The sequence below is a fragment of the Cryobacterium sp. N19 genome (assembly GCF_002929595.1).
In the GTDB taxonomy this organism is placed as follows: Bacteria; Actinomycetota; Actinomycetes; order Actinomycetales; family Microbacteriaceae; genus Cryobacterium; species Cryobacterium flavum.
Genome location: NZ_PJJR01000050.1, coordinates 266932 through 282009, shown reverse-complemented (window position 1 = coordinate 282009; position 15078 = coordinate 266932). Strand labels below are relative to the sequence as shown.

Here is a 15078-nt window from a genome sequence, read left to right as displayed (position 1 = left end):
AGTTAAAAGCATGATGACGACCGCCGGCACCACCGCTGTGCACGCGCGGGCACCGGGTAAAATCAACGTCTTCCTCAAGGTCGGCGCCGTCATGGAAGACGGTTACCACGACCTCGCGACGGCCTACCAGGCTGTCTCCCTGTTCGAGGACGTGCGTGCCACGCCGGCCAGCGACTTCTCGGTCGAGTTCAGCGGCAGCATCGACACCTCCGGCCTCGCCACCGGCGGCAGCAACCTCGCCATCAAAGCAGCCAGGGCCCTCGCCCGCAAGACCGGCTATCGCGGCGGCGTGCACCTCGAGATCGAGAAGAACGTGCCCATCGCTGGCGGGATGGGCGGCGGCTCGGCCGACGCCGCGGCCACCCTGCTCGCCTGCGACGCCCTGTGGGGGACCAGCGCCACCAAGGACGAGCTGCTCGCCATTGCCGCGACCCTCGGCGCCGACGTACCGTTCTCCTTCACCGGCGGCACCGCCATCGGAACCGGTCGCGGCGACCAGCTGAGCCCGGCGCTGGCCAAGGGAAAATTCCAGTGGGTACTCACCCTGGCCGACTTCGGTATGTCGACGCCCGGCGTGTACCAGGAGCTCGACCGGCACCGCGATCGCCACGCGCAGGACATCTTTCCGGCCGAGCATCAGCCCAGTGTCGACGCGAACGTGCTGCAGGCACTGCGCGCCGGCGACCCGCACATGCTCGCCGACGTGCTGCACAACGACCTGCAGGCTCCGGCGCTGCACCTCGCGCCCGGGCTCGGCAAGGTGCTGCAGCTCGGCGAAGAGAACGGCGCCCTGGCCGGCATCCTCTCCGGCTCCGGCCCGACCGTGGCTTTTCTGGTAGCGGATGCCGACAGCGCGCTCGAATTGCAGGTCGCGCTCTCTGCCTCCCGCCTCAAGGTCGTGCGAGCCACCGGCCCGGTGCATGGGGCCCGCCTCATCTGAGCCTTCGCATTCGGCCCGGGATGACAGCGCCCAGCGTGCCGTAAACTCGGAGGCTATGGCACATCTTCTCGGGGCTGAGTCCCTGCACCTCGAATTTCCCACCCGCGTTATCTTTGACAGCGTCACCGCCGGCCTCAACGAAGGCGACCGCATCGGCGTCGTCGGCAAGAACGGTGACGGCAAATCCACCCTCATGCGTCTGCTGGCCGGCCGCATGGAACCCGACGAAGGCCGGGTCACCCGTCGCCGCGGCGTCACTATCGGCATGCTCGACCAGTCCGACGACCTCGCCAGCGGCCAGACCGTCGGCCACACCATCGTCGGCGGCATCGAAGAACACGTCTGGGCGGGCGACGCCAAGGTGCGCGACGTCATCGGCGGCCTCGTACGCGACATTCCCTGGGACGCCCTGGTCGACGACCTCTCCGGTGGCCAGCGCCGTCGGGTAGCCCTCGCCGCCGTGCTCATCGGCGACTACGACTGCATCTTTCTCGACGAGCCCACCAACCACCTCGATGTGGAAGGCATTTCCTGGCTCGCCGGGCACCTCAAGATCCGCTGGGCCGCCCAGTCGGGCGGACTCGTGGTCGTCACCCACGACCGGTGGTTCCTCGACGAGGTCTGCAACATCACCTGGGAGGTGCACGACCGCCTGATCGAGCCCTTCGAGGGAGGCTACGCCGCCTACATTCTGCAGCGCGTCGAGCGCGACCGCATGAGTTCGGTCGTCGAGTCCAAGCGCCAGAACCTCATGAAGAAGGAGCTGGCCTGGCTGCGCCGCGGCGCCCCGGCCCGCACCGCCAAGCCCAAGTTCCGCATCGATGCCGCCAACGTGCTGATCGAGAACGAGCCGCCGCCCCGCGATACCGTCACGATGCAGTCGATGGCCATGCAGCGCCTCGGCAAGGACGTCGTCGACCTCATCGACATCGGTGTGAAGTTCGGCGACAAGACCGTGCTGAACGACATCACCTGGCGCATCGCACCGGGGGAGCGCACCGGAATCATGGGCGTCAACGGGGCGGGCAAGTCCACCCTGCTGAACCTCGTCGCCGGCACCCTGCAGCCGACCAGCGGGCACGTGAAGCGCGGCAAGACCATCAAGGTCGCCGTACTCACCCAGCAGCTGTTCGAACTCGACGAAATCCGCAACGACCGCGTGAGCGACGTCATCGGCCGCCAGAAAACCAGCTACATGGCCGGCGGTAAGGAGATCACGCCCGGCCAGATGCTCGAACGCATGGGCTTTCTGAGCGCGCAGCTCACCACCCAGGTCAAGGACCTCTCCGGTGGCCAGAAGCGCCGACTGCAACTGCTGCTGATCGTGCTCAGCGAGCCGAACATACTCATCCTCGACGAGCCCACCAACGACCTCGACACCGACATGCTCGCCGCCATGGAAGACCTGCTCGACTCCTTCCCCGGCACCCTGCTGGTCGTCTCGCACGACCGGTACCTCATCGAGCGCGTCACCGACAACCAGTACGCCGTCATGGACGGCGGCTTTCGCCACCTGCCCGGCGGCGTCGACCAGTACCTCGAGGTGCGCCGCAAAGCTATCGCCGGCCCCGCTCAGGGGTCGCCGACGGATGCCGCTGGCAAGGCCAAAAAGATCCCCACCCTGGGTGGCGCCGAACTGCGCAACGCCCAGAAAGAGCTCGGCTCGATCGACCGCAAGGTGGTCAAACTGCAAGAGCGCATCGCACTCAAGCACGAAAAGCTCGCCGCGCACGACCAGTCCGATTTCGCCGGTCTCGGCGCGCTCGGCGTGAAACTGACCGAACTGGAAGAGACCATCGCCACGCTCGAAACCCGCTGGGTCGAACTTACCGAGTTGATCGAAGGGTAACGTCGCAGAAGCTGTGACGCAGTGTGTCGGGGGAGGCCACGCGTCGCAGTTTCAGCGCGTATCGTTGTTGAGTGCCTCGCAGAGCTGCGGCACAGACCCCCACCCCCAACACCCGGGGTTGATCTGTGCCCAAAAAATCGCTGTGCCCATAATCGCCATCGGCGCTCTCGGGGAATTCACACAGCGAAAGAGACCCTCCATGAAAAAGCCACGTTCCTTCAAGAAGTCCGTACTGGCCGCACTCGCGATTCTGCCGCTTGCGGCACTGCTGGCCGGGTGCGCAGGCGCTGCTGGTGGCGATGACGTCGTGAAGATCGGGGTCGTCGACGAGAGCGAACCGTACTGGGATGTCTTCACACAAGCCGCAGCCGACGCAGGGATTACGGTCGACCTGGTCAACTTCGCCACCTACGAACAGCCGAACCCTGCCCTGACCGCCGGCGAAATCGACCTCAATCAATTTCAGACCATCGTCTACCTCGCAAACTACAACGTGGCGAGCAGCCAGGACCTCTCGGCAATCGGCGCCACCGCAATCTACCCGCTGGGTCTCTATTCCACGCAGTACACCAGCGTCGATGAGATTCAGAAGGGCGACACGGTCGCCGTGCCCAACGACCAGAGCAACATGGCCCGCGCCCTCGTCGTACTCCAGTCAGCCGGTCTGATCGAGCTCACCGACGGCGGCACGATTTCGTCGTCACTCGACGACATCGACACCGCCGCCTCGCGGGTGAAAGTGACGGCTCTCGACGCGTCGCTCACGACGACCTCGCTGCCCGACGTCGCCGCCGCGATCGTCAATAACGAGTTTGTTGGAAAGGCCGGGCTCAGTTTCTCGGATGCCATCGCCCAGGACGATCCGGCCGACTCCAAGTCCGTGCCCTATGCGAACGTCTTTGCAGCGCGCGCCGAGGACAAAGACAACGCGACATACCAGAAGCTCGTCGAGATCTACCAGACCACGAAGGCCGTTCAGGATGGTGTTCGCGAAGCGTCCGGCGACACGGCAGTGCTGTTGACGACCCCGGTTGCCGAGCTTGAAGAGTCGCGCGTCGCGGTCGAGGCCGACACCAAGGCTCAGAAGTAAGCATCAGCGTTACCGCGTGAGCAGTTTCGGTTCTTTCTAAGATTTACGCCCAATAGCCGAGACTGCTCGTTCGCGTTCCCGGCGCGACATCACGATAGACGAGCAACAAGAAGGTTTTTGAGGAACAACGGATGGCTCTAGTAAGCCTGAGGAATGTCAGCAAGGTGTACCCGCCCGCGAGCAAGGGTGCACCGAGTGTCACGGCGATCGACTCGGTCAGTCTCGACGTGGAGGCCGGGGACATCTACGGGATCATCGGATACTCCGGTGCCGGTAAGAGCACACTTGTGCGACTCGTGAATGCTCTCGAACATTCAACGAGCGGCGAGATCATCGTCAACGGGCAGGATATCGCCCTGCTGTCGGAGCGCGAGCTGCGCAAGGTGCGCCTCGGCATCGGCATGATCTTTCAACAGTTCAACCTGCTCGGTTCACGCACGGTGGCGCGCAACGTGGCCTACCCGCTCGAAGTGGCCGGGCATCCCAAGGAGCAGCGCGCCGCCCGCGTGGCCGAACTACTCGACTTCGTCGGCCTCTCTGATAAGGCCGGGTCCTTTCCCGACCAACTCTCCGGCGGGCAGAAACAGCGGGTGGGCATCGCCCGCGCCCTCGCTACCCAGCCGAGCATTCTGCTGGCTGACGAAGCCACGAGTGCTCTCGACCCGGAAACCACGCACGAGGTGCTCGCCCTGCTGAAGCGGGTGAACGCGGAATTCGGCGTCACCATCATCGTGATCACCCACGAAATGGACGTCATCCAGACCATTGCGACCAAGGTCGCCGTGATGGATCAGGGGCGAGTCATCGAACGCGGCCCCGTCTTCGACGTGTTCTCGAACCCGCAAGCCGCGGCATCCGCTCGTTTCGTTTCGACCGTGGTCAAGGGGATTCCGTCGCCCGACGAACTCGCCGTGTTGCGTGAGCGGCACGCGGGCCGCATCGTGACGCTGGCCTTTCGCGACAGTGCGGTCGATCAGAAGGCCGTCTTCGGCGAGTTCTCGAGTGCCGGAGTGGCGTTCGAGGTCGTCTACGGTGGCATCAATGAGATACAGGGGCGCCCGTTCGGGCATCTCACCCTCGCGCTCACTGGCTTAGACCCGCTCATCGACCAGGTGCTCGCCCACATTCGAACGCTCACGACCGTCACGGAGGTGCGCTGACATGGACGCACTCATCGACCTGCTGCCCGAACTGTGGACGGCCACCTACGAGACCCTGTACATCGTCGCCCTGACCCTGTTCTTCGGTGGCCTGGGCGGCCTGCTGGTCGGTCTCGGGCTCTACTTGACCCGTGCAGGCAGCATCCTCGAGAACAAGCCGTTGTTTTTCGTGCTGAATCTGCTGGTCAACTTCATTCGCCCGATTCCGTTCATCATCTTTCTGGCGGCGGCGCAACCACTGGCCCGGGCCGTCACCGGCAGCGGCATCGGCAATAACGCGATCATCTTCACGATCGCTCTCGCAGCCTCCTTCGCCATGGCCCGCATCGTGGAGCAAAACCTGCTCACCGTGACGCCCGGCGTGATCGACGCGGCCCGCAGCGTCGGCGCCGGGCCGATTCGCATCATCTTCACCGTGTTGCTGCCGGAAGCGCTCGGACCGCTGATTCTCGGCTACACGTTCATCTTCGTCGCGCTCGTGGACATGTCAGCCGTTGCCGGTTACGTCGGTGGCGGGGGCCTTGGTAATTTTGCGCTGCTCTACGGCTACCGTCAGTTCAACCCCATCGTGACCTGGGCGGCGGTGCTGCTGATCATCGTGCTGGTGCAGTTCGTGCAGTTCTTCGGCAACTACCTCGCGCGCAAGGCTCTTCGCCGTTAGCGGTAGCTAGTCGAAGTCGAGGCTGAGCTTTCGCAGCAGGCCGGCCAGCCGGTCCTGGTCGGTCACCGAGAGGGTGTCGAGCAGGTCGGCTTCGGCGTCGATCAGCCGGGTTATGGCGGCATCCACTCGGGTGAGTCCGGCCGGCGTCATGCCCACCAGGATGCCGCGACCGTCGTTGGGTGCGGAGCGGCGCGTGACCAGACCGCGGTCAACGAGCCCGTCGATGCGGTTCGTCATGGTGCCACTTGAGACGAGCGTCTGCAGCAACAACGCCTTCGGGCTGAGCTCGTAGGGCGTGCCGGCGCGGCGCAGGGCCGAGAGCACATCGAACTCCCACGATGCGAGCTCCGACCGGGAGAAGGCGGTGCGGCGGGCCCGGTCGAGGTGCTTCGACAACCGGGCAACCCGGCTGAGCACCTGCAGCGGCGCAAAATCCAGATCGGGCCGTTCGCGCAGCCACGAATCGACGATTCGGTCGACTTCATCATGGGCAGGCATTGCTCCATTATCCCGCTTACCCGGGGGTTTCTTCGCCCAGAGGCCGTCTGGCCGCCGTCAGCGGTGCTGCGCGCCGCTCAGAATCTGGCAGACTTGACTGGTTGCTGGCCTCGGCCGGCATGGTCCGCCATAGTGTAACGGCAGCACGGCAACCTTTGGAGTTGTTCGGTCCAGGTTCGAATCCTGGTGGCGGAGCCCTCACTTTCTTCACCAAATGCGTTAGGAATCTCGTGACAGACGCCCGCCTCGCCATTGTTGTTCTGGCCGCCGGCCAGGGTACCCGCATGAAGTCCAGCCTGCCCAAGCTGCTGCATCCGCTCGCCGGCGTACCGATCGTCAGCCACGTGCTCGCGACCGCGCGGGCGCTCGACGCCGCCCACGTCGTGACCGTCGTGCGGCACGAACGCGACCTGCTGGCCGCCGTCGTGGCCGAAGACCTGCCGGAGAGCACGATCGTCGACCAAGACGAGATTCCCGGCACCGGCCGCGCCGTCGAGCAGGCCGTCGCCGCGCTGCCGGCCGATTTCGACGGTGACGTGCTCGTGATCAACGGCGACGTCCCGTTGCTGAACGCCGCAACGCTCGCCTCCTTCATCGCCTCGCACCGCCAGGGCAACGCGGCGGGAACCGTGCTGTCCGCCTACCCGGACGATGCGACCGGCTATGGCCGCATCATCCGCTCGGTGGAGGGTGCGTTCGACCGCATCGTCGAGCAGAAGGATGCGACGGATGCCGAACTGGCCGTCACCGAGATCAACGCCGGCGTCTACCTGTTCGGCCTGGCCGCGCTGCGCGAGCAGCTCGCCCAGCTCACCACCGCCAACGCCCAGGGTGAGAAATACCTCACCGATGTGATCGAACTGTTGCGCCGGGCCGGCTCCGAGGTGAGCGCTGTTCCGGTCGCGGATGCCTGGATCGTCGCCGGAATCAACGATCGCGCCCAGCTGGGCGACACAGCCCAGAAACTCAACGCCCTCATCGTGCGCGGCTGGCAGCTGGCCGGAGTGACCGTGCAGGACCCGGCCACCACCTGGATCGACCTCAAAGCCGTGCTCGCGGCCGACGTCACCCTGCTGCCCGGCACCCAGATCATCGGCGCCACCGTGGTCGCAACCGGTGCCATCGTCGGCCCGGACACCACCCTGCGCGACTGCGAGATCGGCGAGAATGCCCGGGTTAATCGCACCGACGCGACCCTCGCGGTGATCGAGGCGGGGGCATCCGTCGGCCCGTTCTCCTACCTGCGCCCCAATACCGTGCTCGGTGCCGACGGCAAGATCGGCGCCTTCGTCGAGACCAAGAACGCGCAGATCGGTGCCGGCAGCAAGGTGCCGCACCTGAGCTACGTGGGCGACGCCACCGTCGGCGAGGGGTCGAATATCGGTGCCGGAACAATCTTCGCCAACTATGACGGCGTGGCCAAACACCACTCGGCGATCGGGTCGCACGTGCGCACCGGGTCGCACAACGTGTTCGTCGCGCCGATTACAATTGGTGACGGGGCGTACACGGGAGCAGGCACGGTCGTTCGCAAGAGCGTTCCGGCCGGCGCACTGGCCATCAACGTGACCCCGCAACGCAACATGGACGGCTGGGTTCACGCCAACCGTCCGGGCACGGCCGCGGACACGGCGGCGGTCAATGCCCCCACAAGCAGCGATAAGACTGGAGAATAGGTGTCGGAAATCAAGACCAGCGGCGACAAACGACTAGTACTGGTTTCGGGGCGAGCGCACCCGCAGCTCGCTCTCGACATCGCCACGGAGCTTGGTTCTGAGCTGCTCCACACCGACGCACGCACCTTCGCCAACGGCGAACTGTATGCCAGGTTCGACGAGAGCGTGCGCGGCTCGGATGCCTTCGTCATCCAGTCCCACACCGCTCCGATTAATGAATGGCTGATGGAACAGCTCATCATGGTGGACGCGCTCAAGCGGGCCTCTGCCAAGCGCATCACCGTGGTCGCTCCGTTCTACCCCTACGCCCGGCAGGACAAGAAGGGTCGCGGACGCGAGCCGATCTCGGCCCGCCTCGTCGCCGACCTGTTCAAGGTCGCCGGCGCCGATCGCATCATGTCGATCGACCTGCACGCCGCCCAGATCCAGGGCTTCTTCGACGGTCCCGTCGACCACCTCTTCGCGATGCCGGTTCTGCTCGAGCACTTCCGCGAGAAGCTCGACCCGGCGACCCTCACCGTGGTCTCGCCCGACATGGGTCGCGTGCGCGTCGCCGACATCTGGAGCGACCGCCTCGGTGTGCCGCTCGCCATCATCCACAAGCGCCGCGACCCACTCGTGCCCAACCGGGTCTCCGTGCACGAGATCGTCGGCCAGGTCAGCGGCCGCGTCTGCCTGCTCGTTGACGACATGATCGACACCGGACGCACGATCGCCCTGGCCGCCGAGGCACTGCGCGAGGCCGGCGCCATCGGCGTCGTCGTCGCCGCCACGCACGCCGTGTTCAGCGACCCGGCCGTTGACATGCTGCAGAACCCGGCCATCAGCGCCGTCGTCGTCACCGACACGCTGCCGATCCCGCCGGAGAAGCGCTTCCCGACGCTCACAGTGCTGCCGATCGCTCCGTTGTTGGCGCGCGCCATCCACGAGGTCTTCGACGAGGGTTCGGTCACCTCGATGTTCGACGGCGCCGCGTAGGTTCAGGCGCTGCCGAGGTGTGAGTTCGAGCCCGATTTTCGTGATTTTCGGGTCAAAACTCACACCTCGTTAGAGAATTATGTGCGCGTGGCCGGGGCCAGCTGGCGCGGCGCGGAGGGAATGATGCCGAGCGGCGTCACGAAGGTCTCGCGCTCGTTCACGTCGATCGCGTAGCACTGCCAGCCGAACCCGCCGGGCCCGGCGAACTCGAATCGCGCGTCGAAGTCCACGGCTGAGGGATAGTACTGGGCCACCGCGGTCACACAGGCGTTGCTGGCGGTGTCGGAGGCGACGCGCATGGTCGTGAGCACGCCCGGCACGACCAGGGCGATCAGCCCGAGCACCACGACGACGCGCAAAATGGTTGTGAAGTGCTTGCCGCGCAGGGGGCGGTAGTCGTCGTTCGGCTCGTAGCCGGAGAGCTCGGGGTGATTGTCAGCCATGGGTACTCCCATTCTCCCAGACCTGGGTGTGAAGCGACTCGGTTAAACGAAGCGGCCGGCGGCATCCGTTCTCTACGCGTGAGAAGTGGATGCCGCCGGCCGACACGGCCGCTAGTGCGTCGACGCCTCGGTGGCGATCTCGGTGCGGTCGCCGGACCACAGGGTGTGGAAGGTGCCGGGCATGTCGACGCGGTGGTAGGTGTGCGCACCGAAGAAGTCGCGCTGGCCCTGCACCAGGGCGGCCGGCAGGCGTTCGCTTGCGAGCGAGTCGAAGTAGCTCAGGCTCGAGCCGAAGCCGGGAACCGGGATGCCCGACAGCGCGGCGGTGGATACGACGCGGCGCCAGGCGGCCTCGCCGGCGGCGATGGCGTCGGCGAAGTACTGGTCAACGAGCAGACTCGGGATGGACGGGTCGTTGTTGTAGGCATCCACGATGCGGTTGAGGAACTGGGCGCGAATGATGCAGCCGCCGCGCCAGATGGTGGCGATGGCGCCCTTGTCGATGTTCCAGTTGTACTTGGTCGCACCGGCGATGATCGCGTCGAAACCCTGGGCGTAGGCAATGATCTTCGAGGCGTAGAGCGCCTGGCGCACGTCTTCCTGGAAGGTGTTGCCGACGACGGCGATTTCTGGGCGTGCCGTAATTGTGGCGCGCACCGGTTCGCGCTGCTCCGGGTGGGCCGAAACGGCGCGGGCGAAGACGGCTTCGGCGATGCCGCCGACGGGAACGCCGAGGTCGAGCGCGTTCTGCACGGTCCAGACGCCGGTTCCCTTGGAGCCTGCCTCGTCGAGCACGACGTCGATGAAGGGTTCGCCGGTCTTCGCGTCGACCTGGCGCAGAATCTCCGCGGTGATTTCGATCAGGTAGCTATCGAGCTCCCCGCCGTTCCAGTCGGTGAAGATATCGGCGATGGCCTCGGGGGAGTGCCCGCCGACCTTGCGCAGCAGGTCGTAGGCTTCGGCGATGAGCTGCATGTCGGCGTATTCGATGCCGTTGTGGATCATCTTGACGAAGTGGCCGGCACCGTCGGTGCCGATGTGGGTGACGCAGGGTACACCGTCGACGACGGCGGCGATGGACTCAAGAATGGGGCCGAGGGTCTTGTAGGCCTCCACTGAGCCGCCGGGCATGATGCTCGGGCCGTTGAGGGCACCCTCTTCGCCACCGGAGATGCCGGCACCGACGAAGTTGAGGCCCTTGGCGCTCTGCTCCTTTTCGCGACGAATGGTGTCGGTGAATTCGGCGTTGCCGCCGTCGACGATGATGTCGCCGGGTTCGAACAGCTCAGAGAGCTGGGAGATGACGGCGTCGGTGCCGCGGCCGGCCTGCACCATGATGATGGCGGTGCGCGGCTTCGTCAGCGAGGCGACGAAATCGGCGATGTCCTCGGAGGCGACGAAGTTTGCCTCCGGGTGCTCGGTCGTGAGCAGGCGGGTGCGTTCGGGGGAGCGGTTGTAGACCGCTACGGTGTTTCCCTCGCGGCCGGCGAGGTTGCGGGCGAGATTCGATCCCATCACCGCCAGACCCACGACACCAATGTTTGCCTGTGCTGAACCGGACTCTGACACGTTTTCTCCTTTGGGGCTGTACTGAACAGACCACCTACGAGTTTAGCGCACAGGCCTGAACGGTCCCGCAATCGGGGGACAGCATTGCGCAATGCTGGTCCTATTTCGTGGCCTTGCCGTCCCAGATGGAACTCATCTCGTTGAAGGCGCGTTCCATGATGCCGAGCATGGCTTCGTGGGCTGCCTCCGGGTTGCCGCGCTGAATCGCGCTGGCCACATCGACGTGCAGTTGCAGTGCTTCGTTGTGCGGATGCCGCGGCATCAGTCCGTAGTTCGTGCGCCCGGTCAGCACCTCGGCCACCAGGGTGTTGAGTTTGGCGAACATTTCGTTGCCCGAACTGGCCAGCACAAGACGGTGAAACTCGATGTCGAGCACGAGGAAAGCCTCGGGGTCGTCGGCCTGGCCGGCGGCCCACAGCTTGCCGGCCAGCCCCATCAGCTCGCTGGCATCCGCTAGGGGAGCGCGGATGGCGGCGAGCCGGGCGGCCTGCGGTTCAATGGCGGTGCGCAGCTCGGTCAGGGAACGCAATTGGGCGATGCGGGCCGGCGACGCGAGCCTCCAGCGGATGACCTGTGGGTCATACAGGTTCCACTCGGAGGCTGGCAGAATCTGCACGCCGACGCGACGGCGAGAAGCGAGCATACCCATGGAGGCGAGCACGCGGATGGCTTCGCGCACCACCGATCGGGAGACACCGTATCGTTCCTCGAGCTCCTCGATGCGGAAGACCGACTTGCTGGCAAGTTCACCGGCGCAGATGGCCAGGCCCAGCAGATCGACGACGCGCGCGTGCAGGCTGGTCGAGGGGGTTCCGTAGTCAAGGCTCTCGGGCAAGTCGACGAGCGGGTCGGCGCCCGGCCCGGTCGTCAGATTGTGCGTCATGCGCTTGATCATATCGTTCCGGCAATAAACTTGAATAAGTATGCTTTATTCGGTAACGTTTCCTCTCGAGACAGATGTAAAGATGCATTCTGTTGGGAACCGTGGCTCAAAGCGCCGGTTCTTTCGAATGGGAGACACAGTGAAGCGTCATTCAGTTGTTCGCGTTGCGGCCATCGTCGCAGCGACATTTTTCGCGGCGGGCACACTCACCGCGTGCAGTGCCGGTGCCGGTGATGACGGGGGCTCGAAAACTCTTCGAGTGACCCTCGCCAACCACGTGTGGACCGACACGATCAAGAGCAAGCTGCCCGAGTTCGAGGCAGCCACCGGCCTCACCGTCGAGCTCAGCCAGTACGGCGAAGACCAGCTCTCCGATCAGTACAACGTGAAGCTCAATGCGGGCACCGATGAGATCGACGTCATGATGTATCGCCCGCTCCAAGAAGGCAAGCTGTTCGCGAAGAACGGCTATCTGGCCGACCTGTCTGACAACGTCGAGTCGAACGCCGACTGGAACTGGAGCGACTTCCAGTCCGGGCCGGTCGAGTCGACCACCTACGACGGCAACGTCGTTGGCGTGCCGATCATCACCGAGCAGGAAGTGCTCTACTACCGCAAGGACCTCCTCGCCAAAGCCGGACTCGAGGTGCCGACCACGATGGACGAGCTCGAAGCCGCGGCCAAGGCAATCAAGGAACAGAACCCCGGCGTGGCCGGCTTCGTCGCCCGTACCGGCAAGTCCGCCGCCGTCACCCAGTTCTCCAGCTTTCTCTACAGCTTCGGCGGTGACTTCATCGACGAAGACGGCAACTCAGCTATCGCCAGCCCTGAGGCCAAGGAAGCCTACGCGTTCTACGGCGGACTGATCCGCGACTACGGTCCGGAGAATGTCAGCACCGACATGAGCTGGCCTGAGGCCATGGCCATCTTCACGCAGGGCCAGGCCGGATTGTACACCGAGGCCGACAGCCTCTACAAGAACGCGACCGACCCCGAGACTTCCAAGGTCTCCGACACCGTCGGCTTCGCACCGATGCCGGCCGGTCCTGGCGGTTCGGCCGCCTACAACGTGCCGTCCTGGGCACTCGGTGTCAACGCTGAATCGGCCTACACGGATGAAGCCTGGTCGTTCATCGAATGGGCCACCAGCGCGGACCTGACCCTGGAGGTGCAGCAGGACGGCGTTCCCGGTGCGCGCCAGTCGGTCTGGGAAGACCCGGAGGGCACGTCGACCTACCCGGCCGACCTTGCCGCCGCGATCGCCACGAGCACCAAGAACGGTGTCGGTCATGACCGCCCGCTCGTCATCAAGGTGCCCGAAGCGCGCGAGATCGTAGGAGATCCGATCGTCATCGCCATCACCGGCGGCGACTCCGACGCAGCAGCGGATGCCGCGAGCGAGGCTTTTCAGGGAATCCTCGACGACGAATAACCCGCACCACTGAGGCGGGGCGGATGCCCGAACGCGGTCGTCCGCCCCGCCACCCCCTTCTTTCTGAACGTGCAATACCAAGTGTGAGGTGAACGATGACCACAATGGTCACCACCAAGCCCTCAATGTGGAAGAACTATTCCACCTGGGCAAACCGTCATCGCAAGTGGCTCTTCGCCTCCCCAGCGATGATCTTCGTCGGGCTGCTCATCGCGGTGCCGCTGGGCTGGACGCTGTACCTCAGCGTGACGGACTCCGAGGGCTCGGTGCGCGCAGCATCCAACCTGGTCGGATTCAGCAACTACGTCGAGGTGCTCACCGACACGGATCGCTTCTGGCCCGCCGTGATGCGCACGTTCGTCTTCACCGGCGGAGCGCTGGCCATTGAGCTTGTCCTCGGCATGTGCATTGCCCTGCTGCTCTGGCGCCCGTTCCGCGGCGAGAAATGGGTTCGCGTCGCGATCCTGCTGCCCCTGGTCGCTACCCCGGTCGCCGTCGGCATGATGTGGCGCCTCATCTTCGACCCGAACATCGGCTTCGCCAACCAGGTGCTCAGCTGGATCGGTATTCCGGCCCAGCCCTGGCTGTCCGGCCAGTACACCGCCCTGCCGACGCTCATGTTCGTCGATATCTGGCAGTGGACACCGATGGTCGTACTGATGCTGCTCGCCGGCCTCACCTCACTCTCCGACGAACCCGACGAAGCTGCGCGCATTGACGGCGCCAACGCCTGGCAGCGATTCTGGTTCGTCACTCTGCCACTCCTGCGGGCCACCGTCATCGTGACCATCGTGCTGCGCGGAATCGACGCCCTCAAGACCTTCGACATCCTCTATGCCACCAAGGGCAAGGGCGGCGGGTCATTCCACGAAGTCGAGACGCTGAACATCTATGCCTTCGGCCTGAGCTTCGACTACAACGACTACGGGATCGCGTCCACCGTGCTGATCCTGTTCTTCCTGCTCATCATCGCGATCATGTGGGTACTCACCTACCGCAGAAAGGCGAACCGGTCATGACAACGACCCTGCCAGCCCGTCCTGTCACCCAGACTCCGCGCCCGGTCGCGATTGCACCGCGGCGCCGCAAGCCGCGAGCGTACAAAATCTTTCGGGTCGTCGCCCTCACCCTCACGGTGCTGCTGTTCGTCGCTCCGCTGGTCTGGATGTTCGTCGCGTCACTCAAGACCAATGTCGACATCTACGACGCCAGCAAGACCCTGTTCTTCACGCCGACGCTCGACAACTACGACAACGTGCTCAGCCGCAATAACTATTTCGGATTCATCTTCAATAGTTTCTGGGTGGCGCTGTTGTCCACCGTCTTCTCCCTGCTCATCGGAGTTCCGGCCGCCTACGCGATGAGTCGTTTCGCGATGCACCGCTCCGCGCTGGTCGTCCTCATGGCACGCATCATTCCGGGCGTCAGCCTGCTCGTGCCGTGGTACTTCATCTTCGCCAACATGCGCATGGTCGGCGGCTTCGGCGTGCTGATTCTCTCGCACATGTTCGTCGCCCTGCCGCTCATCGTGTACATCATGATCAGCTATTTCGACTCGACTCCGCTCGAACTGGAGGAGCAGGCGCAGGTGGACGGCCTCACCCACATCGGCGCGTTCCTGCGGATCACCCTGCCGCTGTCGGTTCCGGGACTCGCGACGGCCGGCATCCTCTCCTTTATCTTTTCGTGGAACAACTTCATGTTCGCGCTGGTGCTCTCCGGCGCGAATACCAAGACCCTGCCGGTGGCGATCTTCAACTTCGTCTCGTATGCCAGCATCGACTGGGGAAGCCTGATGGCGGCAGCCGTCGTGGTCACCGTTCCGATCATGGTCATTGCGCTGTTCACCCAGAAGTACATCGTGTCCGGCCTCACCGCCGGTGCGACCAAGGGCTGAGG

At 64.7% G+C, this 15078-nt stretch carries 14 protein-coding genes and 1 tRNA gene; 11 read left to right on the top strand and 4 right to left on the bottom strand.

Annotated features, from left to right (window positions below):
• Positions 1-13: 13 nt before the first annotated feature.
• From CXY78_RS11010 to CXY78_RS10990, 5 genes are all read left to right on the top strand, one after another.
• Positions 14-940 (top strand): 4-(cytidine 5'-diphospho)-2-C-methyl-D-erythritol kinase, encoded by a 927-nt coding sequence (locus CXY78_RS11010; protein WP_104089351.1) that lies wholly within the window; start codon positions 14-16, stop codon positions 938-940.
• Positions 941-995: 55 nt separating this feature from the next.
• Positions 996-2789, top strand: coding sequence for an ABC-F family ATP-binding cassette domain-containing protein (locus CXY78_RS11005; protein WP_104089350.1), 1794 nt, complete (start codon positions 996-998; stop codon positions 2787-2789).
• Between the two features lie 199 nt (positions 2790-2988).
• On the top strand, positions 2989-3879 hold the full coding sequence (locus CXY78_RS11000) for a MetQ/NlpA family ABC transporter substrate-binding protein (protein WP_104089348.1): 891 nt from the start codon (positions 2989-2991) through the stop codon (positions 3877-3879).
• Between the two features lie 131 nt (positions 3880-4010).
• Positions 4011-5039: a methionine ABC transporter ATP-binding protein gene (locus CXY78_RS10995; protein ID WP_104089347.1), complete on the top strand. Its 1029-nt coding sequence runs from the start codon at positions 4011-4013 to the stop codon at positions 5037-5039.
• Between the two features lies 1 nt (position 5040).
• Positions 5041-5700, top strand: a complete 660-nt coding sequence (locus CXY78_RS10990; protein WP_092340641.1) for a methionine ABC transporter permease — start codon at positions 5041-5043, stop codon at positions 5698-5700.
• Between the two features lie 6 nt (positions 5701-5706).
• Here the strand turns inward: CXY78_RS10990 and CXY78_RS10985 are convergent, their stop codons facing one another.
• On the bottom strand, positions 5707-6198 hold the full coding sequence (locus CXY78_RS10985; protein WP_104089346.1) for a MarR family winged helix-turn-helix transcriptional regulator: 492 nt from the start codon (positions 6196-6198) through the stop codon (positions 5707-5709).
• Between the two features lie 123 nt (positions 6199-6321).
• Here CXY78_RS10985 and CXY78_RS10980 point away from each other — a divergent pair.
• The 3 genes from CXY78_RS10980 to CXY78_RS10970 all read left to right on the top strand — a co-directional run bounded on the left by CXY78_RS10980 (position 6322) and on the right by CXY78_RS10970 (position 8852).
• Positions 6322-6393 (top strand) — tRNA-Gln (locus CXY78_RS10980).
• A 35-nt stretch (positions 6394-6428) separates the two neighbouring features.
• Positions 6429-7874: a bifunctional UDP-N-acetylglucosamine diphosphorylase/glucosamine-1-phosphate N-acetyltransferase GlmU gene (glmU, locus tag CXY78_RS10975; RefSeq protein ID WP_104089344.1), complete on the top strand. Its 1446-nt coding sequence runs from the start codon at positions 6429-6431 to the stop codon at positions 7872-7874.
• Entirely contained in the window at positions 7875-8852 is a 978-nt protein-coding gene (locus CXY78_RS10970; RefSeq protein ID WP_092340644.1) for a ribose-phosphate diphosphokinase, read from the top strand. It begins immediately after the preceding gene.
• A gap of 77 nt (positions 8853-8929) precedes the next feature.
• On the opposite strand, the gene CXY78_RS10965 is transcribed toward CXY78_RS10970, so the two are convergent.
• The 3 genes from CXY78_RS10965 to CXY78_RS10955 all read right to left on the bottom strand — a co-directional run bounded on the left by CXY78_RS10965 (position 8930) and on the right by CXY78_RS10955 (position 11747).
• A complete protein-coding gene (locus CXY78_RS10965; RefSeq protein ID WP_104089342.1) occupies positions 8930-9295 on the bottom strand; it encodes a hypothetical protein in 366 nt (121 codons plus the stop codon).
• 111 nt (positions 9296-9406) lie between these two features.
• A complete protein-coding gene (gene gndA, locus CXY78_RS10960; protein ID WP_369827301.1) occupies positions 9407-10810 on the bottom strand; it encodes an NADP-dependent phosphogluconate dehydrogenase in 1404 nt (467 codons plus the stop codon).
• A 154-nt stretch (positions 10811-10964) separates the two neighbouring features.
• Positions 10965-11747, bottom strand: a complete 783-nt coding sequence (locus CXY78_RS10955) for a FadR/GntR family transcriptional regulator (RefSeq protein ID WP_104089462.1) — start codon at positions 11745-11747, stop codon at positions 10965-10967.
• 259 nt (positions 11748-12006) lie between these two features.
• On the opposite strand from CXY78_RS10955, the gene CXY78_RS10950 reads away from it, so the two are divergent.
• The 3 genes from CXY78_RS10950 to CXY78_RS10940 all read left to right on the top strand — a co-directional run bounded on the left by CXY78_RS10950 (position 12007) and on the right by CXY78_RS10940 (position 15076).
• On the top strand, positions 12007-13179 hold the full coding sequence (locus tag CXY78_RS10950; RefSeq protein WP_233206161.1) for a sugar ABC transporter substrate-binding protein: 1173 nt from the start codon (positions 12007-12009) through the stop codon (positions 13177-13179).
• Between the two features lie 95 nt (positions 13180-13274).
• Entirely contained in the window at positions 13275-14198 is a 924-nt protein-coding gene (locus CXY78_RS10945) for a carbohydrate ABC transporter permease (protein ID WP_233197388.1), read from the top strand.
• The gene (locus CXY78_RS10940; protein WP_092340648.1) at positions 14195-15076 is read left to right on the top strand and encodes a carbohydrate ABC transporter permease; all 882 of its coding nucleotides are present in this window, start codon (positions 14195-14197) and stop codon (positions 15074-15076) included. The genes CXY78_RS10945 and CXY78_RS10940 overlap by 4 nt, the downstream gene beginning before the upstream one ends.
• Positions 15077-15078: the final 2 nt, after the last annotated feature.

Coding starts and splice junctions, on each gene's coding strand:
- CXY78_RS11010 (WP_104089351.1), top strand. CDS start 14: ATGACGACCGCCGGCACCACCGCTGTGCACGCGCGGGCACCGGGTAAA.
- CXY78_RS11005 (WP_104089350.1), top strand. CDS start 996: ATGGCACATCTTCTCGGGGCTGAGTCCCTGCACCTCGAATTTCCCACC.
- CXY78_RS11000 (WP_104089348.1), top strand. CDS start 2,989: ATGAAAAAGCCACGTTCCTTCAAGAAGTCCGTACTGGCCGCACTCGCG.
- CXY78_RS10995 (WP_104089347.1), top strand. CDS start 4,011: ATGGCTCTAGTAAGCCTGAGGAATGTCAGCAAGGTGTACCCGCCCGCG.
- CXY78_RS10990 (WP_092340641.1), top strand. CDS start 5,041: ATGGACGCACTCATCGACCTGCTGCCCGAACTGTGGACGGCCACCTAC.
- CXY78_RS10985 (WP_104089346.1), bottom strand. CDS start 6,198: ATGCCTGCCCATGATGAAGTCGACCGAATCGTCGATTCGTGGCTGCGC.
- CXY78_RS10965 (WP_104089342.1), bottom strand. CDS start 9,295: ATGGCTGACAATCACCCCGAGCTCTCCGGCTACGAGCCGAACGACGAC.
- gndA (WP_369827301.1), bottom strand. CDS start 10,810: ATGGGATCGAATCTCGCCCGCAACCTCGCCGGCCGCGAGGGAAACACC.
- CXY78_RS10955 (WP_104089462.1), bottom strand. CDS start 11,747: ATGACGCACAATCTGACGACCGGGCCGGGCGCCGACCCGCTCGTCGAC.
- CXY78_RS10945 (WP_233197388.1), top strand. CDS start 13,275: ATGACCACAATGGTCACCACCAAGCCCTCAATGTGGAAGAACTATTCC.
- CXY78_RS10940 (WP_092340648.1), top strand. CDS start 14,195: ATGACAACGACCCTGCCAGCCCGTCCTGTCACCCAGACTCCGCGCCCG.